This window comes from Bacillus sp. Marseille-Q3570 (genome assembly GCF_946151055.1).
In the GTDB taxonomy this organism is placed as follows: domain Bacteria; phylum Bacillota; class Bacilli; order Bacillales; family Fictibacillaceae; genus Pseudalkalibacillus.
The window spans coordinates 1-22817 of sequence record NZ_CAMGYZ010000002.1 but is presented as its reverse complement, the minus strand read 5'-3'; the positions used below and the strand labels follow the sequence as shown (position 1 = coordinate 22817).

The following is a 22817-nucleotide window of genomic DNA, read 5'->3' as shown; positions in this document are numbered from 1 at the left end:
ATGACTGTTCATTTACTCGAAGGAAATCTTCGTCGTGATGATCCGTCCGGTTGGATGTGGATCGAAGCCTTTCAAGTCAGCTCTTCCCGCCAGGGCTGGTGTGGCATGGACCAAAGGAACGATCGGCGGATCTTCATGCATGATTTCCTGAACACGTCCATACAGCTCATTGCGCTTTTCTTGATCGGTAATTTTCCGCGCTTCGCTTAACAGACTGTTCACTTCATCATTTGCATAGCGTGTTGAATTCAAGCTGCCAATATTATCTTCATGCCATAAGTTGTAAATGAAATCATCGGCATCACCATTTGTTCCTGTCCAACCGAGAATAAATGAATCTGCTTCGCCTTTTGTGACTTTGTCTAGATAGGTAGCCCATTCGTAAGATACGATCTCCGCCTCGACACCGACTTTTGCAAGGTCGGATTGGATGGATTCAGCTACTTTATTCGCATCAGGCATATAAGGACGTGCTACAGGCATTGCCCATAATTCCATTTTAAAACCGTCAGGATGACCTGCTTTTTCCAGTAGTTCCTTTGCTTTTTCAGGGTCATATTCGTATTCTGCAATTTCATCGTTATAACCCTGGACGACAGGAGGGATCGGATTCTTTGCAGGCTCTGCTTGACCGGCGAAGAAGCCTTTGATGATCGCTTCCTTATCAACAGCATGATTCAATGCTTGACGAACCAGTTTATCGTCGAAGGGTTCTCTCTCGACGTTGAATCCTAAATAACCGATATTAAGTGAAGGTCTTGAAAAGACTTTGAAGTTTTCATCGTTTTCGATCTCTTCGATATTTTCAGGTGCAAGCCCATCCATCAAGTGGATTTCACCGCTTTTCAGTGCATTGAGGCGGTTGCTGTTATCCGGAATGATACGGAAAATGACCTGGTTCACTTTCGGATAACCATCGACCCAATACTCTTCATTTTTGTTCAGGACCACCCTGTTCTTCCGTTTCCATTCTTCAAACGTGAACGGTCCGGTACCGACTGGATTGCTTCCATAGTTATCTCCGTGTTCTTCGATTGCATCAGGGCTTGAGATCGAGAAGGGGGTCAAGGCAAGATCCTTCAAGAACGTAGGTTTTGGATACTTCAATTTGAATTCAACCGTATGTTCATCAACGGCTTTGACAGATTCGATGGCATGGTTTTCATCACCCTTGTAACCACCGAAGACGGACCCATACATGAAGAACTTGTCCTCATTTGCATTCATCCAGCGTTCAAAGTTATAAACAACTGCCTCTGCGTTGAATGGAGTGTCATCATGGAATTGCACACCTTTTTCAAGTGTGAGTGTATACGTCAATCCATCATCGGACTCTTTCCATTCTTTTGCTAGAAGAGGTTTCACTTCCGTTTCCCCTTCTGCGAATGTAACCAACGTTTCTAAGATGCTTTGTGATACGTTTTCTGAGACTGAATCCGTGACTTCAGCCGGGTCAAGGGAAACGGCATCACCGCCAAGACCGATCACTAACGAGTCTTGTTTTTGATTCTTTGCTTCACCATCACCATTCGAGCATCCCACTAATGCAAGCATCAAACACATCAGTGGGATCAGAAAGCTTCTCCTAAACATTCCTTAACCAACTCCTACATGGATTTATTATCACTGTCACTTCATTCTTTTAAATGAGGTAACAAAATGACCGATGTTCACCGTATACAATACATACAGTTTGTTTAGTATGTATTAAACAAAATGTATAAACATTATATAGTAGTAGTCTTTGTATGTAAATTGTGAATTTTCGGTTTATTACTAAAATAATTAAAGTCATGTTTCTAAAGAAGGTGAAGGAGGAGAGAATTTGATGAATTTTGAATCCTATTACTCCTGTAAACGTCTAACTTTATGTAATAAATATTGGGACAAGGGGAAGGTGCTATGGATCCTGTCATCTTGATTGAATATGTATTGTTATCCTTAGCTTTTGTTCTTTATCAGATCTGGACATTTATAAACCAGAAATCCTTGAAAGTAAAATTGATTCCGATGTTCATCGCCTGTGGGCTTGGAATCCTCCTATCTTTCTTCGTTCCCTGGTACATTTTCATGTTTGCCGTTGTACTGATCGAGACGACACTTTACGTTACGATGGCAGTCATCTTAGTCGAAATCATCCTCGAAGCCAAGAATCCTAAGAATAGCTCCCGTATCATTAAACTGATCGTCCTCGAAATCCTGTTCATTTTCATTTTTTTATGGTTAAGGAGAATCATGTAATCCACAATCATGAAACCTTTCATCTCCCGTTTTCGTAGATTTAAGCGAAAGCAGGTGTTGAAAATGTTCAAACGTTTCATTCCTATAATGATCTTCATCGTTTCGTTGCTTCTGTTTCCTACCGAGGCGTTTGCGGTGGATTATTCGATAACCCGTACACAAATCGATGCTTACCTGCAGAAAAATGGAAACGTAATCGTTGAAGAGAAGCACACCTATGAATTTGAAGGAAAATTCAACGGAATAACGAGGGAATTGATACCGAAAAAAGGAACATCAATCGCCGATTTTCAGGCGAGTGAAAATGGACAACAATTGGAAATCGAAAAAGATGAAACAGTCTTTAAAGTCCATCGGAAAGGGAAAGACGAAACGGTCACAGTCGATCTCACGTACACGATCGAAGGAGGAGTCGAGGTCTTTACCGATGTGGGGGAATTCTACTGGCCGTTTTTTGACAAAAACAATGAATCAACGTATGAAAATCTCACGGTAACGATCCATCCGCCTGGTGAGACCGATGATGTCATCGCTTTCGGATATGATGAAGCTTTTGATAAAGCAGCGGTCAAGACTGACGGCACTGTCGTGTATAAGTTCGGAAAGGTTCCCGATGGCAAAAATGGTGACATCCGTGTCGCCTATGATCAGAGTCTTTTTCCAGCGGCAACCGATATAACTGACAAAAAAATGAAAGGTGAAATCTATAAAGCACAGCAACAATTGTACAATGATCATGCTGCAAAAGCCGAAATGCGAAATAAAATCGAAATGATCGGTTCCATCGTCATTCCGATCTTCGGACTCATGATCCTTGGACTGATGTTGAGGACCTTGATCCAGAGTCTCAACCAGAAAAGAGCTATAGAAAGAGAAGAGAACCTTTCTGATCGAATTCCCGCAATGCGGATGAGCATGCCAGCAACGATCCATTTTACAAATTATAAACTGCTTCCGCCTGAAGTGATGTCAGCGGCATTAATGGATCTTGTCCGGCAAGGCTATGTAGAGAATGTTTCTGAAGAGAAGTTTCGAATCCTCAAACGTGACGGTGCTTTGCAACACGAAAGGATCCTCATGGAATGGCTGTTCGATGAAATCGGCGAAAACGATGAATTCAGCTTAGATGACTTGACCAACTATGCGAAAAAGAAAAACAATCACGAAGCCTATCAAAAATTTGAGACTAGATGGAAGCAAGCCGTAGCAGCAGAAACGAAGGAACACAACCTCTATGAGGAAAAGACGAAGTACCGCGCAGGCATAGGGATCTTGAGCATCCTGTTGCTTCCGCTCGTCATACTTTTTCCAATCTATGAACTGTTTGCGTGGATGTTGTTGGCTCTCTTGTTGATGGCGGTCACCATCACGTACGCATTAGCTTATAAACCGAAGACGGATAAAGGTCTTAAGATCCTATTCGAATGGAAGGCATTCAGGGAAACATTTCTACGCCTCTCTGAAGACGATTGGCAGTCCTGGTCAGAGGATGATCGGATGCGCGCCTTTATTTACGGACTCGGCACCAGGAATAAGAAGATCATCAAGAAAAATGAAGAGTATGCGAAAGCCTTCTATAATACGAATACCTGGAGTCCAGAGGTCGCTTATTCGATGGATATGAGCACGTTGATCATTGCCTCGTCCTTTGCATCCACAAGCTTCCAATCGGCACATCGATCATCGGCTATTTCAAGCGGTTATTCTGGTGGCGGAGGAAGTGGAGCAGGTGGGGGCGGCGGAGGATCCGGAGCTTTCTAAGTTCTGCCTATAGTAAAAAAATCGATATTCGGTATAAAAAAATGGCTCGTGAATGGATACGGGCCGTTTTCCTTTCATAATAGATTGCAAGGGGAGGGGATTTTTTGTATGAGATTGAACCATGATTTTGGTTAAAATTAATTCTGCTTCTACTCATAATGACGTTATTGATAGTAGCGTTTAATGCCTTGATGAGAAAGTGGCTAAAGGTTGAAAAGAAAACTTTTTCAGCATTAACCCCTGTAAATGAACGACATAGAAAAATAGATTGGGTAATTCGGTTTTGCTTTATTGGCGTTTTGTTTTTCGGTGCATTCACTAACGTAACGCGTGATCCTATGGACAGAATTTGGTTCTTGAAACTCATATTCTTGTTTTTGGATTAATAATTGTGTCTGAATCGGTTCGTGCAATTATGGAGAAGAGACATGCGGCCAATAGGAATGATCATATTTATACGATCATTCAATTAGTATTTCTTTCAATCCTAACCCTTCCGTTGATTGCTACCAATTTCTTTGGATGGTTGTGAAAAGAGGTATATAAGATAAAACTGCACAATAAACACACAAAATAACTGCTCTGTGTAGGGCAGTTATTTTGTGTTCAGCTTTTAACTGGATCTCATGATAGGGGAAGAATCAGGTCGTTTGCATTCAAGATGAATAGTGAGACGACTAATACAAGAAATACGATAGCAGGTGCGGTTTTGTTGAATGGATCTTTTACCCTGAGATGAGCAAGGCATGCCAGCAACATTGTAATGCCCAGCCAAATGCCTGCCCATACGATGAGCCATCCATACCAGTACCCAATGACTAATGCAGCTGCACCGATTAACTGGACGAAACCGGTAATAGCGCGAAACCATTGGGGCAGCCTAAGCTCATCGAAAATATCGGCCCAGTATTTTGCACCAATCACTTTAGCACTACCTGAAAATAAAAAATATGCCGCCAACAAACTTTGAAGAATGATGGAAATCACAGCCATTTGATTCTCCTCCTTAATTTAATTGAAATCTTGCTAACAGCGTTTCAAGTTCATCACCCATTCTTACCCATCCGTATTTCGCACCATTGTATGAAAGGCTTTCGCTCTGGAATCCTGTATGTTCAAGATGTAGAAGGGTACTATTTTCCATCTTTTTCAATGTCCACGTAACTGTTGTGTTTTCACCCGCAGTAACCCAGGTGTAGGATAATCTGTAAGGTTCCTCTACAAGGAGCACTTCAGAATCGACAATTCCATTCCAATGCTTCGTCGGCTCAGCTCGAAACTGGAATTTGTGACCGACGATCGGTTTGAAGTTGTTATCCATTACCCATTTCGCCAGAATAGTTGAGTCAGTTAACGCACGCCATACTTTCTCGATCGGACTCTCAAATTGGAAATCCAGTGAAATTTCAGGATTCATCCTTTTCCTCCTCTAATAATTTACGTAAAAGTTCCGCTCTTTCATTCCAGAATTTCGTATAGAAGGATACCCAGTCTTCAATTTCTTTGAGAGGTTCAGCATTAAGTCGATAGCGGGTTTCCCGGCCGACTTTTTTCTCTTTTACCAAATCTGTATCCTTCAGGATTGCCAAGTGTTTTGAAACAGCTGTACGTCCCATTTGGAAATGCGGAGTCAACTTATGGAGGGGGGACTCGCCTGTTTCAGCCAATAACCGAAGCAATTTGCGTCGTGTAGGATCGGCAACAGCGCTATAGACATCTCTCGTTTCGCTTTTCTTATTCAATTCCACCCTTCTCCTATCAATATCTAGATTGGACACTAAATGGTGTCATATTTATACAACTATAATACGACACTAATTGGTGTCCTGTCAATGATTGGTAACAACTTTTTTCCGTTCACCTATTTTGTTAATTAAAACGGAATAAATGATCGACACCATAAGGCTGATTAGGACAAAAGCCCGAGAAAACTTGCGAGAAGCTGTCCCATAACGAGGCGATTCGGGACAGGAGCCTGAGAAAAAAACGAGAAGGTGTCCCATAACGAGACGATTCGGGACAGGAGCCCGAGAAAACAGCGAGGAGCTGTCCCATAACGAAGCGATTCGGGACAGGAGCGGAAGAAAACAGCGAGAAGCTGTCCCATAACGAGGCGATTCGGGACAGGAGCGGAAGAAAACAGCGAGAAGCTGTCCCATAACGAAGCGATTCGGGACAGGAGCGGAAGAAAACAGCGAGAAGCTGTCCCATAACGAGGCGATTCGGGACAGGAGCGGAAGAAAACAGCGAGAAGCTGTCCCATAACGAAGCGATTCGGGACAGGAGCGGAAGAAAACAGCGAGAAGCTGTCCCATAACGAGGCGATTCGAGACAAGAGCCCGGAAAAACCCGCAAGCATTTTTAGAAAACAGCTAATGAGAAAAGGCGTACACCTAAGTTAATGGGGTATGCCTTTTAGTAAATTAATAGATAATTATCGGCTAATCAACTACAATGTATGCGATCATAGGACCATCATGTTCAATATCAGGATGTGTTTTGCAAATGAGCCGGTAAATTCCTTCTTTTTTAAAATGCAGCTTTACAATGGTTTCTTCACCTTTTTTCACTGTTCCTTCAATATCGGTACCTTCAATATAAAATGGATGCTCTTTTCCGTTGACTCCAAATATGCTCAGTTCAACTGGTTTATCATGCGGGATATAGATGGTTCCAGGATCCCAACGGTAAGCTTCGATTTCCTTCCCGTCATCCATTGCCGCTTTAAATTCTCCGGTCACCATATTGATGACTTTCTTTTTTGCAGATGCTGTCCCAGTAGTCTCCACAACTTCGGACTTTACCATGTACCATGATCCAATACCGAATAAGATACAGATGGCGAAAAATAAACCCCATTTCTTGGGAATGAATAAGACTTTCATACAACTCCTCCTCAATCAGCTTGTCTCGTATAAATGTATGTTGGAAGTGGAGTGGAATTGTCTATTATTTTTAATGCGAAAAATACTATGCTACGTCATTCCGGCGGATTTGGAAGTTAATCCGGCCAGTTTGAAGCGTAATTCGGCGGGAATCCAGCGTAATCCGGCCACTTTTGAACCTGATCCGGCCAAAGGTTACTTTTTACACCATACGTACAGCATCCACTTAAATTCAACATGATCTCTGGGAGAGCCTTTGAGAAAATCCCCAATATACGTTATATTTAAAAATAAATAATATTCAGAAATGAATAATAATAGATTTATCCTGCTATGAAAGCTATGAACTTGATAATCTATTCAAAAATGAATAATAAAAACTACCTCTTGAAAGGAGTAATCGTCCGCTTATGAAAGAAAATCAAAAAAATTTCGATGAAAATGAAGTCATGCTCCATTCTTTGAAAGATGACATTCTCGTTACCAATTTGGATGGCACGATTTTAAAAGTGACCGATACCACCAGCAGCATTTATGATATCGAGCCCGATGATCTGCTTGGCCGTTCCGTCTATGATCTCGAACAGGAAGGGGTTTTTACACCGATCATCACTCCGCTGGTTTTAAAAACCAAAGAGAAACAGACAATCGTACAATCGACCCATAATGGCAAAAAGCTACTGGTCACCGGTGTCCCAGTATGTGATCAGGATGGGAAGCTCTGGCGTGTAGTCAGCTATTCTCACGATATTACGGAATTGATGAAGATGAAGAGCTATTTCCTAGAAATGCAAGATGAGATGGACAGAGTGAAAAACGAGCTGAAACGATTGCGTAATCAAAACTTCAACAACGATGGAATCATTACGAAAGACCGGGAAATGGAGAGATGCCTGATGGTCGCAAGTCAGGTGGCAGAAGTGGATGTGAACGTTCTTCTCCTTGGTGAGTCAGGCGTCGGGAAAACACAGCTTGCGAAGTATATCCATAACCAGAGCCCCAGGAAAAACAAGCCTTTCATCGAGGTGAATTGTGGCGCGATTCCACACTCGCTTTTTGAGGCTGAGTTTTTCGGTTATGAAGGCGGCTCATTCTCCGGGGCAAGCAGCAACGGGAAAATGGGGCTGGTTGAACTTGCAGAAGGAGGAACGTTATTTCTTGATGAGATCGGTGAACTGCCGCTCGAACACCAGGTAAAAGTATTGAAATTCATACAGGAGAAGTCCTTCTACCGAGTCGGGGGTACGAAGGTGAGAAAAGTTGATTTCCGCTTGATTTCCGCGACGAACCAACCACTTGAGGCACTGGTTGATGAGAAGCGGTTCAGAAAAGATCTCTATTACCGGTTGAACGTCATTCCGATCACGATCCCGCCACTTCGAGAAAGATCAGTGGATATCATGCTGTTGATCAAGCATTTCCTCGATCTATTCTCTCGAAAACATAACCGGGAGAGGGAACTGGATGAAGCGGTGATGCAGCAATTGCTGAACAACGAGTGGAAGGGGAACGTTCGTGAGCTGATGAATTTGATTGAACGTATTGTTGTGACATCCCCGTCTCCCATCATTTCGATCCAAGATTTACCGGACGCCTATGTCAATGAAACAAATGGGCATGCTCCAACCAACCACGGCAAGCAGCCATTGAAAGAGACTTTGAAACAGGTAGAAAAACGGTTATTGATAGAAGCGAAGCAAAACTATAGAACGACGACGGAAGTTGCGAAACATCTAGGAATCAGTCAACCTTCTGTCGTCAGAAAATTTAAAGAATACGGAATTAAGTGAAATTTGGCATGAAACTTGCATTAATACTTGGTAAAACCAAATTCGTGATCCAAATCAGAAAGGATGAATATTGTGAGAGCTGAAAGAAAAGTGGTGTTTGAACAAGACGTCACAGAACAGCCTGTTTCTTATTCGTCAAGGGACAAGCTGAAATTCATCATTCCATCGCTGCTGGGACTCTTCTTGTTTTTAGTGCCTATCCCATATCAGGGAAAGTGGACGATCGGTGTCGGGGTTTTAGCAGAGAGCCTGCAGGCAGTCTTCAACCCTTATTTACCTTTATTTATGACTGCGGTCTTGATTTTATCGGTTGTGCTTTCATTTGTAGGAAGGTTCATGCAACCCGATTGGATCGTACGTTCACGTTTTCTCGATGATTTGTTCAATGTGAGTGGTTTTTGGATAACGATGCGCGTACTTGGATCGGTCTTTGCAATCATGACATTGAACCAGCTCGGTCCAGAATTCATCTGGTCCGACTTTACCGGGGGCACAGTCTTAAACTCACTCGTCCCGGTACTGACGACATGGTTTCTATTTGCCGGACTCTTGATGCCGCTATTGCTCGATTTCGGACTTATGGAATACATCGGAACCGTGGTACGGAAAATCATGCGTCCGTTGTTCAAGCTTCCAGGACGTTCATCCATCGATGCGATGGCTTCCTGGATGGGAAGCGGCACAGTTGGCGTCTTGATCACAACAAAGCAATATGAAGAAGGATATTACTCGAAGCGGGAAGCTGCGGTCATCGCGACGAACTTCTCTGTCGCATCCATCGCCTTCAGTCTCGTCGTCATCAGTTTCATCGGCCTGGATCATATGTTTGTTCCATTTTATCTGACGGTAGTGGTATCAGGGTTGATTGCAGCGGTCATCTGTCCACGGATTCCACCGTTATCGAGAAAAGAAGAAACGTACTATGAACCGGTCGGAAAACAGATTTCAGAGGACGTACCAGATGGTGTCTCCCGTTCTCAGTGGGCCGTTGATAAAGCTGTCGGAAAAGCGAGTGAAGTGAAAAGTGCGAAAAATGTGGTCGTCAGCGGGTTCCAGAATGTGCTTGATATCTGGTTCGGTTTGATTCCGCTTGTGATGGCACTTGGAACGATTGCGCTTGTGTTGGCTGAATTCACACCTGTATTCGATTACCTGGCTTATCCGTTCGTTCCGATTCTGGAGCTTATGCAGCTGCCGGAAGCTAAAGCGGCTGCACCGGCGATGCTTGTCGGGTTTGCGGATATGTTCCTACCAGCTGTGGTAGGGAAATCGATTGAAAGTGAGCTGACGAGGTTTGTCATCGCCGGAATCTCATTGACACAGTTGATCTACATGTCTGAAGTCGGCATCCTGCTGCTCAAATCAAAGATTCCTTTGAATCTATTTGAACTGGTGGTCATCTTCTTACAACGAACGATCATCACTTTGCCGATCATCGTCGTCATGGCACACTTGTTTTTCTTTTGATTGATTTCACCGGTTTAAGACTATAACTAATTTCATGTAGGAGAGATAGATATGACACAACAATGGGATGGACGCTTGGATCGATTATCCTCGCGTCTTGCACCGAGCATGGCGAAGGATCACCCGAATCTACCAGTGGTAAAAGAAGAAGGATGTTACTACTGGGGGCTGGATGGGAAAAAATATCTTGATTTTACATCAGGCATTGCGGTCACGAATGTGGGGCATCGCCATCCGAAGGTAGTTGAAGCGATCAAAAACGGCGCTGATCAATTACTTCATGGACCTTCCGGGGTGATCATGTATGATTCCATTTTAAAATTAGCGGATGAACTGGCAGAAATCGCACCTGGTGACATTGATTGTTTTTTCTTCGGAAACAGCGGTACTGAAGCGGTTGAAGGTGCGTTGAAGTTAGCCAAGCATGTGACGAAGCGCCCTTATGTTTTATCATTCAGAGGATGTTTTCACGGCCGGACGCTCGGATCGCTCGGCGTAAGTACATCGAAAAGCAAATACCGAAAATATCTGCAGCCGAACGGCTTGACCTATCAGCTTTCGTATTACAACCCTGAGGAAACAGAACAGGAAGCGATCGCCAAACTTGAAAGGGAATTTACCGAATTATTTCAGCATGTAGTCCCGTCAGATGAAGTGGCGGCTGTCATTCTGGAACCAGTTCTCGGAGAAGGCGGGTACATCGTTCCACCTAAAAGCTGGGTGAAGAAAATCCGGGAATTGTGCGACCATCATGAGATCCTGCTTATTTTTGATGAAGTCCAGACAGGCTTTGGCAGGACAGGGAACTGGTTTGCTGCAAATACGTTTGAGGTAGAGCCGGATATCATGGCGATGGCAAAAGGAATCGCATCCGGACTTCCGATTGGTGTCACAGCAGCATCACAGCATTTGATGAAACAGTGGCCGCTCGGGAGCCATGCAACCACATTTGGTGGGAACCCTTTAGCTTGTGAAGCGGCATTGGCTACGATTGATGTCATCAGGGAAGAAAATCTCCTTGAAAACACTAGATTCATCAGTTCTTACGCAACACAAAAATTAGAACAACTTAAGGAAAAACATGAGGTGATCGGCAAAATCCGTTCTCTTGGTCTTATGATCGGTATTGAAATCAGAGACCCGGAAAGCGGACAGCCTGATGGGGAAGCAGTGCTCGAAATCCTTGATCTCGCGTTACAGGAAGGGGTCTTGTTTTACCTATGTGGAAATAAAGGTGAAGTAATCAGGATGATTCCGCCATTAAGTGTAACGAAGGAACAAATCGATGACGGAATCGCTATGCTTGATGGAGCCCTGGAGAAATTCTCAGCTAAAAACCGTCAAAAACAGCATGCATGACTGATGTTGAGAGAACCTGGTTTTATAAATAGAAATAAAGAGATATAGATTAGGAGTGATTCCATGTATCAACCGAAAGATTCTTCTAAATCGCCACGTTTTACAGGTGTGAGAACCTTTATGAGATTGGAAAACATACAGACAACGGAGGACGTGGATTTTGTCATCGTCGGCGTCCCATTTGATACAGCAGCTTCGAACCGAGTCGGTACTCGTTACGGTCCTCAGCATGTACGGAACTTCTCCGTACTCCTCCGTCCTTACAACCCGGATCAAGAGATTAATATTTTTGAGTATTGTTCTGGCGTTGATTATGGAGATATCGATATCGTACCGGGTAACATCCATCGATCTTATGACAATATCATAGAAGGGTTGACCCCTATCCTCAAGAACGATATTACCCCGATCATAATCGGCGGGGACCATTCGATCTCACTCGGGAACCTCAGGGCTTTTTATAAAAAACATGGCCCGATTTCACTTGTGCATTTTGATTCTCATGGGGACACCTGGGACAATTATTACGGTGAAAAATATATGCACGGAACGCCGTTCAGAAGAGCGGTTGAAGAAGGATTGATCGACGTCGATCATTCCATTCAAGTCGGAATGCGTGGACCGCTTTATGGTCCCGAAGACATTGAAGATGCACGTGATCTAGGATTCGAAGTCATCCCGATGAAGGATGTCAGGAAACTCGGTCAAGAAGAAGTGCTGCGTCGTATCCACCAACGTGTAGCAGACGATCGCCCGGTATTTGTCACCTATGATATCGATTTCGTCGATCCAGCGTATGCACCAGGAACTGGGACACCAGAGGTAGCTGGGCCAACCAGTCATGAAGCCCTTGAATATGTACGTGGTCTTGATGGGCTTAACATTGTCGGCTTTGATCTGGTAGAAGTACTTCCGGCTTATGACCATGGGGAAATAACAGCAGCGCTTGCTTCAGCCATTGCATTTGAAATGATCAGCCTCGTTGCACTGAAGAAACGAAGAGAGAAGTCACCTGAATTATCCAGTCAATATACAAGTTTCTAGTTTAATTGAAAAAGAAGTTTACACAGTATGATTTGCATAACGCATGGGGTTCCAGCTATGACACCTCATGCGTTTTTGATTTATACCTTTTTTGTTAGATCTTATGTAAAACAGAGGACACTAGGGATTTATGTTGAACTATAGGTTAAATCAATAATTAATATAGTAAGAGTATCAGAAATGTGGTGGGATGAAAAAAGTGAAGTCTAATTTAGAAAAAGCTGTTTTAAATAATATAGCCTGGTGTGAAATTGTATGTGAAACTCTTCATAAGGAATACACTTCAAATGGACAAGTATGGAGATTACTCTCTGAAGCGCCTCCGTTTTATCCGGATATTATTACATCAACTAAGAAAGTAACGACTAGTGAAGTAGTTGATTTTATGGGGGATAGGGAAATTCTTTCTATCAAAGATAGTTATGCTAATTTAGAATTGCAACCAGCGGGATTTAATCGACTATTTCAGGCAGAGTGGATCTTTCATCCTTCTGTTGCTACTCCTGAACCTGTTGATGCTTACTGGCGTGTCATAGAAAAAGAAGAAGACTTTAAAAAGTGGACCTCTGCTCACGGATCAGAACAGGTAATGAAGAATACACTCCTAGGTCGGAATGATGTAAAAATCTTCATTCATGAAAACGAAGATGGAATATCAGGATTTATAGCTAATTCAGGTGCTGATGCAGTGGGCATATCAAATGTGTTTTCAAATGGATACACAGAAGGAGATCTGTGGTCAGATATCGTTCACCTCGTTTCGACTGTATTTGCTGATTTACCAATGGTCGGATATGAAACCGGTGATGACCTCATAGCTGCACGATCTTCTGGATGGAAAACACTAGGTCCATTAAATGTTTGGGTGAAATCATGATTATTAAAATAAACTTTTTAAGAATAGGAGTCTATTCGCAACTAGAGTGCCAAATATATAAAGACGACCAGGGCTAGTTTATGATAATATGTCATGGGAATTAGATAAATAAATGAATTACTCGGGGAAAGGTAGTGAAACATAGATGCTTTATATATGGGATATCGAAAGGATCATTGAAAATGAATTGCGCGAGCTGAAATTAGATATAGAGTGTGAGTTTGATAATAAGCTGAATGTACCTATGAGCTATAACGTATCCACAAATACGATAAAGTTCAATTACCTACAAGTCAACGGTTATAAAAGTAAAATAAAAGTCAAAGAGACAGAAGAAAACTTTGTTAAAATCACTCTGTATCATATGGTGGGTTACTATTTAGACTTCAGGAATACCTTCCGTGATTTAAGGATACTGATGTATGGTGATGATAAAGAGAAAGAAGAACTCCGTGCGAAAATAGAAGCTAGTTCCTGGGAGCTTGGGCGCACGGTAGTACCGGAACATCTATTGGAATCCTATGATCGAGTCCGTGAGTTGGATCAGCAGCTCATCAAGCACTGAATATTTCCACCTCACTTGGTAGTTTAGTATCTTCATATAAGCATAGGTAATGATCCTGAATGATTTTGATGTAATGTTCCTTATCCAGAAGCCTGAATACTTGTATCGCTTTGTGGAAGGATTCCTTTGAAAGGTCGGACTCATTCAACTTATAATAGCTACGACCGACTTCGAAATGAAGTTCACCGAACATATACAAACTTTCATTTTCTAGACAAGATTGGATTCCTTCTTTTGCAATGCTGATTGCTTTGTTATATTCATTCAAATTTGCTAACAATTTTGAGTAGTTATAACAAAGACGGGGAAAGATTTTTTTCTCATTTTTATAAGGCAGTCGTTTATATTGTTCGATCGCCTTCTGGAAGGTATCATGCGCCGAATCCAACTGTTTTGTTTCAATGTATATGACACCAATGCTATTTAAGATTTCTAATTCACGTTCCACGAAATAGTCTTTGTGATGATTCGTTAATTCAAGGGATTCGTTCAGTTGATTGATAGCTGTCGTTGCATCTTCATCCACATGATACGAGCAAATACCTTCATGCCATTTCAACAACTGTTTCATCGCCAGGTTCTTTTGAAATAACGGGTTGTTCTTTTCTGTTTGTACCATACGTTGTAAATTCAGATAATCTTTTTTCCTTACTGCTTCTCTTAAAAAATAAAACAATTCATCTATGTATTCGTAATTGGTGCTTTCACTTCTTTCAAAAAAATAATCGGTTTTCACGCCAAGTCTCTTTGCTATATGATATAAGGTATTCGCAAGAGGAGCAGTCTGGTTGTTTTCGATTTTACTGATTTCGGCTTGTGTGCAGATCCCTTCACATAGCTCTTTTTGTGAAATCCCCATAGTCTTCCGTAATCTCTTAACTTCTTCGCCAACCATGATGAATGGCATGTTCAATCCCCCCTGAAATATTCTTATAATTATATATTTTACCAAATGACAGAGAGTTTTTTAGAAAAATAAGGAAAAATCTTTCGAACGCACTAAAGAACGGGATCAGCATGTTTCCAATAACCTGTATAATTTTAACAAATGATAGATAACAGGAGGGAAAACATGACTGAAACGGCTGATGCAGAAATCATTACGGAAAATGAAGAAAATAAGGATAGTTTCAAGAACCTTATGGCGATTAAAGATTATCGTTTATTGATTGGCGGTCAGTTTGTATCCGCATTGGGGGATGGGGTGTATGCCCTGTCCCTGATCTGGGCTATGAAACTACTGACTGGATCATCCTTGTACATGTCACTTGTATTGGCGGCAGAAGTCGTTCCAACCATACTGTTCGGTATCATTTCTGGGGTGCTCGTAGATCGAGGAAACCAAAAGGTGTATATGCTTTTTGCGGATATTTTCCGTGGGATTGTGGTAGTCGGATTGGTCCTTCTTTTTTGGTTCAACATGTTACAGCCATGGATGCTGATTGTGGCAGCTGTCCTTGTCTCCACGTTTGATGCATTCTTCCTGCCTGCAAAGACAGTCGCGATCAAAACCATTGTGCCCGATCATCTAATGACTCGTGCGCAAAGTATTTCAGCTACCATCCAGACTGTCGTCGGACTGGCAGCACCTGCTCTTGCCGGGGTCTTGTTGTTATACAGCCTTTCAACTGCATTCCTTTTCAATGCAGCGACGTTCTTCATTTCGTTCCTATTCATTTTATTCATAAAAGAAAGAGCATTATCGGAAAAGGCTACTGAAAAGTTGAATCTGAAAATATTCGGAAAAGATCTGAAAACGGGTTTCAAAACGATCATAAAAGTGCCAATCTTAAGAGGGATGATCATTTACTTAGTGCTGATCAATTTCATGTTGGCGCCAGTGGCTGTATTATTTCCGTTGTTCGTAGACAATGTATCACAGCTGGCGATTGTTGAAATCGCATTTTTCATCGGGATTCTCGTAGGCTCGATTTCAATCAACTTCATGAATAGATTCCCTAAAATCGTCCCAATGGTGACAGGGTTAATCCTTATGTTAGGGGCGTTCGGATCTTTAGCGTTTTCGAACAACTTCACCTTGACGACAATATTGGTAGCTATTGCGGGGATCGGCAGCCCTTTAGCAAGCATTGCCTTACAATCTTTGTTCATGGTGAAAGTGCCGAGGGAAGTATTGGGAAGATCGCAAAGTACAATGAGAGTATTATTGGAATCAAGTAAACCGATCTCACTCCTTCTAACAGGTGCACTATTGGTGCATTTCAGCATCAGTTCATTCTTCATGGGCATTGCCATATTCGGTGGAATCGTCGTATTCATGATGATTTTGAACCCAGTGATCAGAAAAGCGGAATAAACTTAAGCGTATTTTCAAAATAATCTATGTATTGATATAGGGTTTTCATATTATGTAAGGAAATATAGGGAGTCGCATCTCTCTGGATCCCATGAATGTGGTAAATAAGGATATTAGTATAGTTATTTGTTCGATTAAAGGGCAGGATTGTGGAGTAAGACTTTGAATATATATGAATTTAGGAGGTAAAAAAATGATTTGGTTATTTTTTATAGTGCCAATATTAATACTTCTCGGAATTGGGATTTATATAGACAAGAAGAATAAAGGTTTAAATAGTCCTCCTGATGTAAATAAAGGAAATCACAATATTGAAACGGAGACGACAAAACAACAGTTTTACAATAATGGTGGCGGAAATGATGGAGGGGGCTTTAGTTAGTTTGTATTTGGAATGTAGTACGTTCTTAATGGATGTGTTTACCTAAGAAGGATTACGACTCTATTTGTTTGATATGTAATAGAGCTTAATTACAAATACTTTTAATATGGGGGTTTTAATGAAAACTTGGATATCTTCATTAGTCGGAATAGCAACTGGATGTCTTGTCTTTTATTACACACTTATTTATAGGGGGATGTCGTTAGAAAGTAGTAAGACTAGCGGAATTACTGTTAATGGAAACCTTGTATTGAACCTATTATTAATAATTGGTGTGGCAATAATTATTGGGCTAATTATTTATAGTATATTAACATTGTTTGAAAAGAAATTATACGCAAAATGGTTACTTGGTTTGTCGGTTATGGTTATTTTACTTACTATATTTATCTTTGGAAGTTTCACATTAGACTCAATTGCTCATTCAAGTCAACAATCCTATATAGCTACTGAAATAATTAATGTTGCAAAAAACAAGAGCAATGTTTCAGAAGAGATAGAAAGTTTAATTCAACAATCCAATCATATTTCAGACGTAAAAATTAACAACATCAAAAACCTTGATACAAGTATTTCTAAATATGTAGACAATGCTACTCCAACTTATCAATACCATAGGGAATTATTTACTCCAAAGTGGACTTTTGCTGAGCTTTCTACTTATGGCGTTGGTGATGAAAATTGGTATATTGAAATGAATACTAAAAACTATGAACAATTGTCCAATTATATTTTAGTTAGTGGGATAGCTATTTATTGGTTCCTGTTCGTTGTCTGGGCAATCCTTAATGTTAAACATCAAAGGGAACTAAATTTTGGATGGGTTATAATATTTATAGTTTTTAATGTTCTGGGTTACTTATTATACAAGTTTGAACAAGTTTCAGGCAAAGTTAACACATCATTTAAGTAAGTGCATTGAGGGGAAATAAAAGGTAAAACCTTATTCAATATAAGGGGGCATTTCTTAAAAAGCTTACAGTAAAACCTATTACAAAGAGTTTGATTTGAGGGAGGTTTGGCATGAAAGAGACAAATTACTCTATAATTGCGAATAAGTATGATAAAAATCAATATAGAATTCAAGAGTTAAAGAAGGATTACGACTTAGAAGAATATATAAATCAACATAATTATGGCTCATATAATGTACTCGATCTATCATGTGGCACTGGTTTATACCTTGCAAAACAAATGCCGCTGTTTTCAAATGTAAATATCGTTTGGAACGGCTTAGATGCTTCAAGGGATATGCTAAAGAAGGCTAGCGAGAAAGTTAATAATGTGAATTTAGTACATGGTTACGCTGAAAATTTACCATTTGAAACTAACGCTTTGGACTACATATCAAACAACTATGCATTTCATCATTACGAAAACAAAGACATTGCGTTAGATGAAATAGCTCGTGTTTTGAAGAATGATGGAGTATATAAATTACATAATATTGCTATCCATAAAATGCCTGAATGGTGGGTTTATAAGTATTTTCCATCAGCCTATGAAGAAGATTTACAAAGGTTTTGGGATGATGAATTAATCTACCAGGAACTTTTGAAGAGAGGATTTAAAGTTAGTAAAAGAATTGAATATCGTAAGGAGGAGATATTAGTTGCTGATTACATACAATATGCTCAAAACAGAGATATTTCTGTTCTGACTTTAATAAGTGATACAGACTATGAGTATGGTTTGGAGAAAATGAAAAAGGATTTACGATTGGATCCTCTTAAGGAAATCACTAATGATTTCGCAGAACTTTTCATTATCTCTAAAAAAATATAGGAATCCTTACTTTTTTAGTATTATTCCTGAAAAGGGGGCTTATCCGCAAAAAGGGTAAGCCCTTTACTAATTTAAAATAATTGTTGAGTTAGATCAGGTAATTTGAAATAATTGGTATGAACAGGTAGTTCAGTAAGAAAACAAAGTCAGTATTAATAATTGAAAAGGAGTGTTTTTTATTGGATCTTTTCAATGAATTGATTGTTTGGTTGCTATTAGCTTTGGTAGTTATATTTTTAACTATAATAATATTATTTAGGGGGATTTCCCAAAGATTTAATGAACCCAATAAGGAATTGAAAGAACGTGTTTTTAATTTAGAAAAACAGGTTAATGAACTCGAAAATAATAAAAAATAGTATTCCACAATCGGGAGCAATTACGGAAAAATGAGTTGGAAAAGGATATGTGTATCACTCATCGAATATAGGGAGTAAACCAATATTTATAAGGAGTGTGTTTTGAATGTGTGGGATTTGTAAATAAACACGAATACAGGAATTCAGAGTTACCGAACTATCGAAAGGCTTTGCTAAGATCGATTGAAAAAGATTTGCAGAATGATGATAATGTAATAGCCTTTTTTTATGGTGGTTCTATTGGGAATGAAAATATGGATTATTACTCCGATATTGATCTTAGAGTTGTGGTAAAACCTCAGGTTATAAAGGAATACATAAGGAATAAGAAAAAACGACCTAATAAGTGGGGAAATGTTCTCTTTTATGAAGACATTAATCCATTTTCTAACTATACGGTTGTTCACTATGATTGTTTTGTTAAAGTGGATTCCTTTTATTTTAAGCCTGATGATATCAAACCTTCTGTTTGGTTAAAAAATATAAAAATCGTTAAAGACTCGAATCACATGATGGCTAGTATTTTAGGTGAATCAACTACTTTAAATTATAAACCAACTTTTAACGAATTTGAGTTATGGAGAACAAAATTTTTACCCTATCTCCATGAAGCATATAGAAGAGCAATGAGAAAAGAGTATTATTATGCTTTGAATTGTATTGATGGGCTACGGTTATCCATGTGTACTGCATGGCATATGAAAGCTGAAATTCAACCAAATGCCTTTGGTGATTGGGCAAAGTACGAAGGTGTAAGGAGTAAGCTCACTGATTGGCAGCGTTCCCTTCTCGAAAGTTGGGAATGTGGGAGAAGTACCGAAGAAATTATAAGCGTAATGAGAAGTATAGTTCATGAGTTTAGAGAAGTTCATAGGTCTCTTTGCAACAAATTAGAGGTTGAAGAAGATCCTGATTGGGTCAAGAAAGCTGTTGATATGGTTTTATGAAGATAGTTTTTATATTATGAGATCTTTTATAAAGGGGGCGTTGATCTAAGAAGGATTGAGCCCCCATTTGTTTGTTTTGTAACAAATGACTATTTTAAGAGGTGTAATAGTTGGGATCAAATAAGGTATTTTTAAGTAAAAGTCTTCTATTAAGAGAAATGGTGGAACAAGATTGGTTTGATGTACATAAGTACGCATCACAAGAAATCGTTTGTCAATACCAACCTTGGGGACCTAATACAGAGGAAGATTCAAAAGGATTTGTTAATCAAGTAATTAAAGATGCAACTCAAAAACCAAGAACAAGGTTTGTTTTTGCAATCGTTTATAATGCAGAAATGATAGGAGCCGGGGAACTAAACATAAGAGACTTGACTAACAAGGTTGGAGAAATCGCTTATATTGTCAATCCAAGCTATTGGGGAAAAGGGATAGCCACTAATGCTGCTAAGCTATTGATTGATTATGGTTTTGAAGAACTTAAACTTCATCGTATATATGCTACTTGTGATCCTAGAAACATTGGTTCATCAAAAGTGTTGGAAAAAGTCGGAATGACAAAAGAAGGAAGGATACGTGAAGATTTGTTAATAAAAGATGGTTGGCGGGACTCTTTGCTATACAGTGTTTTAGAACACGAATGGAACAAATAAATTAACGAATCTTCTCCCATATAAGTGGGGGCATTTCCGAAATAGGGAAAGCTTTATCAAAGGTAGGTGTTATAAAATGAGAAAAGTAGAGGTTTGTCCTTATGATGAGGAATGGCCAAAGATGTTTCACTATGAGATGAATAAACTACAAGGCATTTACGGATCTCAAATAGTAACAATACATCATATTGGCAGCACATCAATAGAAGGGCTAAAGGCAAAACCGATCATTGACATAATGCCAGTGGTTAAAAATATAAAAGAAGTAGACAAATTTGATGACCAAATGAGAGCAATTGGATATGAACCACGAGGTGAAAATGGAATACCAGGACGGAGGTATTTCCAAAAAGGCGGGGATTCCAGAACTCATCATGTTCATATATACCAACAAGGTGACATGCAGATTAAACGCCACTTAGCTTTTAGAGATTATCTGAGAATGAACAGTGAACTGAAGATAAAATATGGGAATTTAAAAGAAAAATTATCAAAACAATTTCCTCATGATATAGCAGCTTACATAAAAGGTAAAGAGCAGCTGATATCTGAAATAGAGAAAAAAGCTGTAAATTGGAATCGATTAAATAATCAATAACATAAGTTTACACAAGAAAAGAGAGCTTATCTGCTATAATCCGTGGAGTCAAGGTTCAATACAAAAATGGTAAGGTGATGAATATTAAAGTTGGATTTTTTGATCGGGATGGAACTATTATTAAAGATTATCCTGACAGCATGTGGTCTGATATTAATGAACCTATTTTTCTTCTAGGTTCAATTCAAACCTTAAAAGAGGTACAACAAAAAGGATATGAAATAATAATGATTACAAATCAATACATAATAAACGAGGGGTTTATATCGTTTGACCAATACTTGAGAATTAATGAAAAGATGTGTGAATACCTCTCCTGTAACGATGTGGAAATTCTGGATATATTTTATTGTCCTCATGGTAGGAATGAAGGGTGTAAGTGTATAAAACCTCAACCTGGAATGATTAAGGATGCAATAATGAAATATCCTAGCATTAAAATCAATGAGTCGTTTATGATTGGTGATTCTGAAGTTGATATAGAATTAGCTATCAGTATGAAAATGCAAGGTTTTGGTTTAGGAATAGACTCTTCTCACCCTAAAATTAAAAAACTCAATAACGTAAACGATCTTATTCAATATATATAAAATGGTTTTGTATCTAAATCTTCAAGTATAGGGGGAATTCTTTAATTAATAGTGATACGAAGGGAGTCCATTAATAAGTGGTAAAACCAAAGGTGATTTCCATAGCAGCGGTTTCAGGTGGTGGAAAAACTACTATAACAAAGAAATTAAGTGAGAAGTTAAAATTCTCTAAAGCATTGTTCTTTGATATGTATGATTTTGAAGGTTCACCAGATGATTTAATTAAATGGGTAGAAGAAGGACCTGATTACGACCAGTGGAATTTAAAACCTCTTATATCGGATTTACAGTCCTTATTATCCGCCGAAGAGCCTTCTCCATATATATTACTGGATTACCCATTCGCTTATAAAAATAATAGCATAAAGAGCTTTATTGATTTATCCATTTACATAGACACACCACTAGACATAGCAATGGTTAGGCGACTACTAAGGGATCACACAAACAGCTCAACTTTTGATATCCAAAATGATTTGGATTTTTATTTGAATTATGGTAGGACGGCTTATTTAGAGATGGAAAATACAATAAAACCAAACTCCGATCTCATAATTGATGGAACATTATCACTTAATGAAATTGTAGATACTATCGAAAATGAGGTTAGAATTTTATAAAATGGTATTCCATAATAGGGGGGCGAGAGTTGAAGATCTATAGGTCATCGCCATCAAATAAGTATAAAGTTTTCCTCTATAAATATGTGCTATAATTAGACTATAATTAATTTTATTATAGGGTGTGTTGTAATGGAAAATGAACAACTACTAAAACTCATATTAGAACGATTTGATAATGTTGATGAACAATTTAATAAAGTGTTAAAAAGACTTGATAACATAGAACAGAGTCAACAAGAGGATATAAAAGGAGCACTTAATCTTATTAGTAAAAAAGTTGATAGTATTACCTATGATGTAGACTATTTAAGCGAAAAAACTGGAAAACATGACACAAAAATAAATAGTCTTGAGAAGAGGATCCAGTCATAAGGAAAAGGGCTGGATTATTTTTGGCTCTACAATATTTGTTGGGGTATAAGAAAAATTCACGTAAAAAAACACACTAGCTCCTATAACCTGTACACTTGAATTGACGAGAAACAAGAGTGGGGATAGGAGTTGTGTGTACGTGCATTTTAACATGGTTTTACCAGGATTAGAAGGTGTAAAGGTAACACGAGCTGAGGAGGTA

Annotated in this window: 27 protein-coding genes; 21 read left to right on the top strand and 6 right to left on the bottom strand. The window is 39.4% G+C overall.

Annotated features, from left to right (window positions below; all coding sequences use genetic code 11):
* Positions 1-12: 12 nt before the first annotated feature.
* Positions 13-1593 (bottom strand): ABC transporter substrate-binding protein, encoded by a 1581-nt coding sequence (locus N8M93_RS03355; RefSeq protein ID WP_261129704.1) that lies wholly within the window; start codon positions 1591-1593, stop codon positions 13-15.
* A gap of 309 nt (positions 1594-1902) precedes the next feature.
* On the opposite strand from N8M93_RS03355, the gene N8M93_RS03350 reads away from it, so the two are divergent.
* The 4 genes from N8M93_RS03350 to N8M93_RS03335 all read left to right on the top strand — a co-directional run bounded on the left by N8M93_RS03350 (position 1903) and on the right by N8M93_RS03335 (position 4534).
* On the top strand, positions 1903-2241 hold the full coding sequence (locus N8M93_RS03350) for a hypothetical protein (protein WP_261129703.1): 339 nt from the start codon (positions 1903-1905) through the stop codon (positions 2239-2241).
* Positions 2242-2304: 63 nt separating this feature from the next.
* On the top strand, positions 2305-4002 hold the full coding sequence (locus N8M93_RS03345) for a DUF2207 domain-containing protein (protein ID WP_261129701.1): 1698 nt from the start codon (positions 2305-2307) through the stop codon (positions 4000-4002).
* A 158-nt stretch (positions 4003-4160) separates the two neighbouring features.
* Positions 4161-4388 (top strand): DUF4181 domain-containing protein, encoded by a 228-nt coding sequence (locus N8M93_RS03340; RefSeq protein WP_314728253.1) that lies wholly within the window; start codon positions 4161-4163, stop codon positions 4386-4388.
* 29 nt (positions 4389-4417) lie between these two features.
* Positions 4418-4534 (top strand): hypothetical protein, encoded by a 117-nt coding sequence (locus tag N8M93_RS03335; protein ID WP_261130265.1) that lies wholly within the window; start codon positions 4418-4420, stop codon positions 4532-4534.
* A 92-nt stretch (positions 4535-4626) separates the two neighbouring features.
* Here the strand turns inward: N8M93_RS03335 and N8M93_RS03330 are convergent, their stop codons facing one another.
* The 4 genes from N8M93_RS03330 to N8M93_RS03315 form a co-directional block, all read right to left on the bottom strand.
* Complete coding sequence (locus N8M93_RS03330; RefSeq protein ID WP_261129698.1) at positions 4627-4995, bottom strand: DoxX family protein; 369 nt, start codon at positions 4993-4995, stop codon at positions 4627-4629.
* 13 nt (positions 4996-5008) lie between these two features.
* Positions 5009-5419 carry an SRPBCC domain-containing protein gene (locus N8M93_RS03325; protein ID WP_261129697.1) on the bottom strand — a complete coding sequence of 137 codons (411 nt, stop codon included), beginning with the start codon at positions 5417-5419 and terminating at the stop codon, positions 5009-5011.
* Complete coding sequence (locus N8M93_RS03320; protein ID WP_261129696.1) at positions 5409-5744, bottom strand: helix-turn-helix transcriptional regulator; 336 nt, start codon at positions 5742-5744, stop codon at positions 5409-5411. The genes N8M93_RS03325 and N8M93_RS03320 overlap by 11 nt, the downstream gene beginning before the upstream one ends.
* A 699-nt stretch (positions 5745-6443) precedes the next feature.
* The gene (locus N8M93_RS03315; RefSeq protein WP_396125355.1) at positions 6444-6887 is read right to left on the bottom strand and encodes a cupredoxin domain-containing protein; all 444 of its coding nucleotides are present in this window, start codon (positions 6885-6887) and stop codon (positions 6444-6446) included.
* A gap of 410 nt (positions 6888-7297) precedes the next feature.
* Here N8M93_RS03315 and N8M93_RS03310 point away from each other — a divergent pair, with 410 nt between their 5' ends.
* The 6 genes from N8M93_RS03310 to N8M93_RS03285 all read left to right on the top strand — a co-directional run bounded on the left by N8M93_RS03310 (position 7298) and on the right by N8M93_RS03285 (position 13989).
* Positions 7298-8677, top strand: coding sequence for a sigma-54-dependent Fis family transcriptional regulator (locus N8M93_RS03310; RefSeq protein WP_261129695.1), 1380 nt, complete (start codon positions 7298-7300; stop codon positions 8675-8677).
* Between the two features lie 63 nt (positions 8678-8740).
* Positions 8741-10144: a YjiH family protein gene (locus N8M93_RS03305; RefSeq protein ID WP_261129694.1), complete on the top strand. Its 1404-nt coding sequence runs from the start codon at positions 8741-8743 to the stop codon at positions 10142-10144.
* 51 nt (positions 10145-10195) lie between these two features.
* Positions 10196-11503, top strand: coding sequence for an aspartate aminotransferase family protein (locus tag N8M93_RS03300; RefSeq protein ID WP_261129693.1), 1308 nt, complete (start codon positions 10196-10198; stop codon positions 11501-11503).
* Positions 11504-11566: 63 nt separating this feature from the next.
* Positions 11567-12547, top strand: coding sequence for an agmatinase (gene speB, locus N8M93_RS03295; RefSeq protein WP_261129692.1), 981 nt, complete (start codon positions 11567-11569; stop codon positions 12545-12547).
* Positions 12548-12737: 190 nt separating this feature from the next.
* Positions 12738-13424: a hypothetical protein gene (locus tag N8M93_RS03290; protein ID WP_261129691.1), complete on the top strand. Its 687-nt coding sequence runs from the start codon at positions 12738-12740 to the stop codon at positions 13422-13424.
* A gap of 145 nt (positions 13425-13569) precedes the next feature.
* Positions 13570-13989, top strand: a complete 420-nt coding sequence (locus tag N8M93_RS03285) for a hypothetical protein (protein WP_261129690.1) — start codon at positions 13570-13572, stop codon at positions 13987-13989.
* Here N8M93_RS03285 and N8M93_RS03280 read toward each other — a convergent pair.
* Complete coding sequence (locus tag N8M93_RS03280; RefSeq protein ID WP_261129688.1) at positions 13979-14896, bottom strand: helix-turn-helix domain-containing protein; 918 nt, start codon at positions 14894-14896, stop codon at positions 13979-13981. The two genes, N8M93_RS03285 and N8M93_RS03280, sit on opposite strands and share 11 nt — an antisense overlap.
* Positions 14897-15061: 165 nt before the next feature.
* Here N8M93_RS03280 and N8M93_RS03275 point away from each other — a divergent pair, with 165 nt between their 5' ends.
* The 11 genes from N8M93_RS03275 to N8M93_RS03225 all read left to right on the top strand — a co-directional run bounded on the left by N8M93_RS03275 (position 15062) and on the right by N8M93_RS03225 (position 22615).
* On the top strand, positions 15062-16306 hold the full coding sequence (locus N8M93_RS03275; RefSeq protein ID WP_261129687.1) for an MFS transporter: 1245 nt from the start codon (positions 15062-15064) through the stop codon (positions 16304-16306).
* A gap of 193 nt (positions 16307-16499) precedes the next feature.
* Complete coding sequence (locus N8M93_RS03270) at positions 16500-16688, top strand: hypothetical protein (RefSeq protein ID WP_261129686.1); 189 nt, start codon at positions 16500-16502, stop codon at positions 16686-16688.
* A 118-nt stretch (positions 16689-16806) separates the two neighbouring features.
* Complete coding sequence (locus N8M93_RS03265; protein ID WP_261129685.1) at positions 16807-17601, top strand: hypothetical protein; 795 nt, start codon at positions 16807-16809, stop codon at positions 17599-17601.
* A gap of 110 nt (positions 17602-17711) precedes the next feature.
* The gene (locus N8M93_RS03260; protein ID WP_261129684.1) at positions 17712-18473 is read left to right on the top strand and encodes a class I SAM-dependent methyltransferase; all 762 of its coding nucleotides are present in this window, start codon (positions 17712-17714) and stop codon (positions 18471-18473) included.
* Between the two features lie 179 nt (positions 18474-18652).
* Positions 18653-18832: a hypothetical protein gene (locus N8M93_RS03255; RefSeq protein WP_261129683.1), complete on the top strand. Its 180-nt coding sequence runs from the start codon at positions 18653-18655 to the stop codon at positions 18830-18832.
* Positions 18833-18942: 110 nt separating this feature from the next.
* On the top strand, positions 18943-19779 hold the full coding sequence (locus N8M93_RS03250) for an aminoglycoside 6-adenylyltransferase (protein ID WP_261129682.1): 837 nt from the start codon (positions 18943-18945) through the stop codon (positions 19777-19779).
* 110 nt (positions 19780-19889) lie between these two features.
* Positions 19890-20432, top strand: a complete 543-nt coding sequence (locus N8M93_RS03245; RefSeq protein WP_261129681.1) for a GNAT family N-acetyltransferase — start codon at positions 19890-19892, stop codon at positions 20430-20432.
* 76 nt (positions 20433-20508) lie between these two features.
* Positions 20509-21030, top strand: coding sequence for a GrpB family protein (locus N8M93_RS03240; RefSeq protein ID WP_261129680.1), 522 nt, complete (start codon positions 20509-20511; stop codon positions 21028-21030).
* A gap of 77 nt (positions 21031-21107) precedes the next feature.
* Positions 21108-21620 (top strand): HAD-IIIA family hydrolase, encoded by a 513-nt coding sequence (locus N8M93_RS03235; protein ID WP_261129679.1) that lies wholly within the window; start codon positions 21108-21110, stop codon positions 21618-21620.
* A 77-nt stretch (positions 21621-21697) separates the two neighbouring features.
* The gene (locus N8M93_RS03230) at positions 21698-22240 is read left to right on the top strand and encodes a hypothetical protein (protein ID WP_261129678.1); all 543 of its coding nucleotides are present in this window, start codon (positions 21698-21700) and stop codon (positions 22238-22240) included.
* A 132-nt stretch (positions 22241-22372) separates the two neighbouring features.
* Positions 22373-22615, top strand: a complete 243-nt coding sequence (locus tag N8M93_RS03225) for a hypothetical protein (protein ID WP_261129677.1) — start codon at positions 22373-22375, stop codon at positions 22613-22615.
* The last annotated feature ends 202 nt before the right edge of the window (positions 22616-22817 follow it).

Bases quoted from the DNA above. Each gene is read 5' to 3' on its own strand.
- N8M93_RS03315 (WP_396125355.1), bottom strand. From the start codon at position 6,887: ATGAAAGTCTTATTCATTCCCAAGAAATGGGGTTTATTTTTCGCCATC.
- N8M93_RS03260 (WP_261129684.1), top strand. From the start codon at position 17,712: ATGAAAGAGACAAATTACTCTATAATTGCGAATAAGTATGATAAAAAT.
- N8M93_RS03300 (WP_261129693.1), top strand. From the start codon at position 10,196: ATGACACAACAATGGGATGGACGCTTGGATCGATTATCCTCGCGTCTT.
- N8M93_RS03310 (WP_261129695.1), top strand. From the start codon at position 7,298: ATGAAAGAAAATCAAAAAAATTTCGATGAAAATGAAGTCATGCTCCAT.
- N8M93_RS03350 (WP_261129703.1), top strand. From the start codon at position 1,903: ATGGATCCTGTCATCTTGATTGAATATGTATTGTTATCCTTAGCTTTT.
- N8M93_RS03265 (WP_261129685.1), top strand. From the start codon at position 16,807: ATGAAAACTTGGATATCTTCATTAGTCGGAATAGCAACTGGATGTCTT.
- N8M93_RS03225 (WP_261129677.1), top strand. From the start codon at position 22,373: ATGGAAAATGAACAACTACTAAAACTCATATTAGAACGATTTGATAAT.
- N8M93_RS03330 (WP_261129698.1), bottom strand. From the start codon at position 4,995: ATGGCTGTGATTTCCATCATTCTTCAAAGTTTGTTGGCGGCATATTTT.
- N8M93_RS03335 (WP_261130265.1), top strand. From the start codon at position 4,418: ATGGAGAAGAGACATGCGGCCAATAGGAATGATCATATTTATACGATC.
- N8M93_RS03285 (WP_261129690.1), top strand. From the start codon at position 13,570: ATGCTTTATATATGGGATATCGAAAGGATCATTGAAAATGAATTGCGC.
- N8M93_RS03305 (WP_261129694.1), top strand. From the start codon at position 8,741: ATGAATATTGTGAGAGCTGAAAGAAAAGTGGTGTTTGAACAAGACGTC.
- N8M93_RS03355 (WP_261129704.1), bottom strand. From the start codon at position 1,593: ATGTTTAGGAGAAGCTTTCTGATCCCACTGATGTGTTTGATGCTTGCA.
- N8M93_RS03345 (WP_261129701.1), top strand. From the start codon at position 2,305: ATGTTCAAACGTTTCATTCCTATAATGATCTTCATCGTTTCGTTGCTT.
- N8M93_RS03325 (WP_261129697.1), bottom strand. From the start codon at position 5,419: ATGAATCCTGAAATTTCACTGGATTTCCAATTTGAGAGTCCGATCGAG.
- N8M93_RS03280 (WP_261129688.1), bottom strand. From the start codon at position 14,896: ATGCCATTCATCATGGTTGGCGAAGAAGTTAAGAGATTACGGAAGACT.
- speB (WP_261129692.1), top strand. From the start codon at position 11,567: ATGTATCAACCGAAAGATTCTTCTAAATCGCCACGTTTTACAGGTGTG.
- N8M93_RS03270 (WP_261129686.1), top strand. From the start codon at position 16,500: ATGATTTGGTTATTTTTTATAGTGCCAATATTAATACTTCTCGGAATT.
- N8M93_RS03340 (WP_314728253.1), top strand. From the start codon at position 4,161: ATGACGTTATTGATAGTAGCGTTTAATGCCTTGATGAGAAAGTGGCTA.
- N8M93_RS03235 (WP_261129679.1), top strand. From the start codon at position 21,108: ATGAATATTAAAGTTGGATTTTTTGATCGGGATGGAACTATTATTAAA.
- N8M93_RS03290 (WP_261129691.1), top strand. From the start codon at position 12,738: ATGAAAAAAGTGAAGTCTAATTTAGAAAAAGCTGTTTTAAATAATATA.
- N8M93_RS03275 (WP_261129687.1), top strand. From the start codon at position 15,062: ATGACTGAAACGGCTGATGCAGAAATCATTACGGAAAATGAAGAAAAT.
- N8M93_RS03240 (WP_261129680.1), top strand. From the start codon at position 20,509: ATGAGAAAAGTAGAGGTTTGTCCTTATGATGAGGAATGGCCAAAGATG.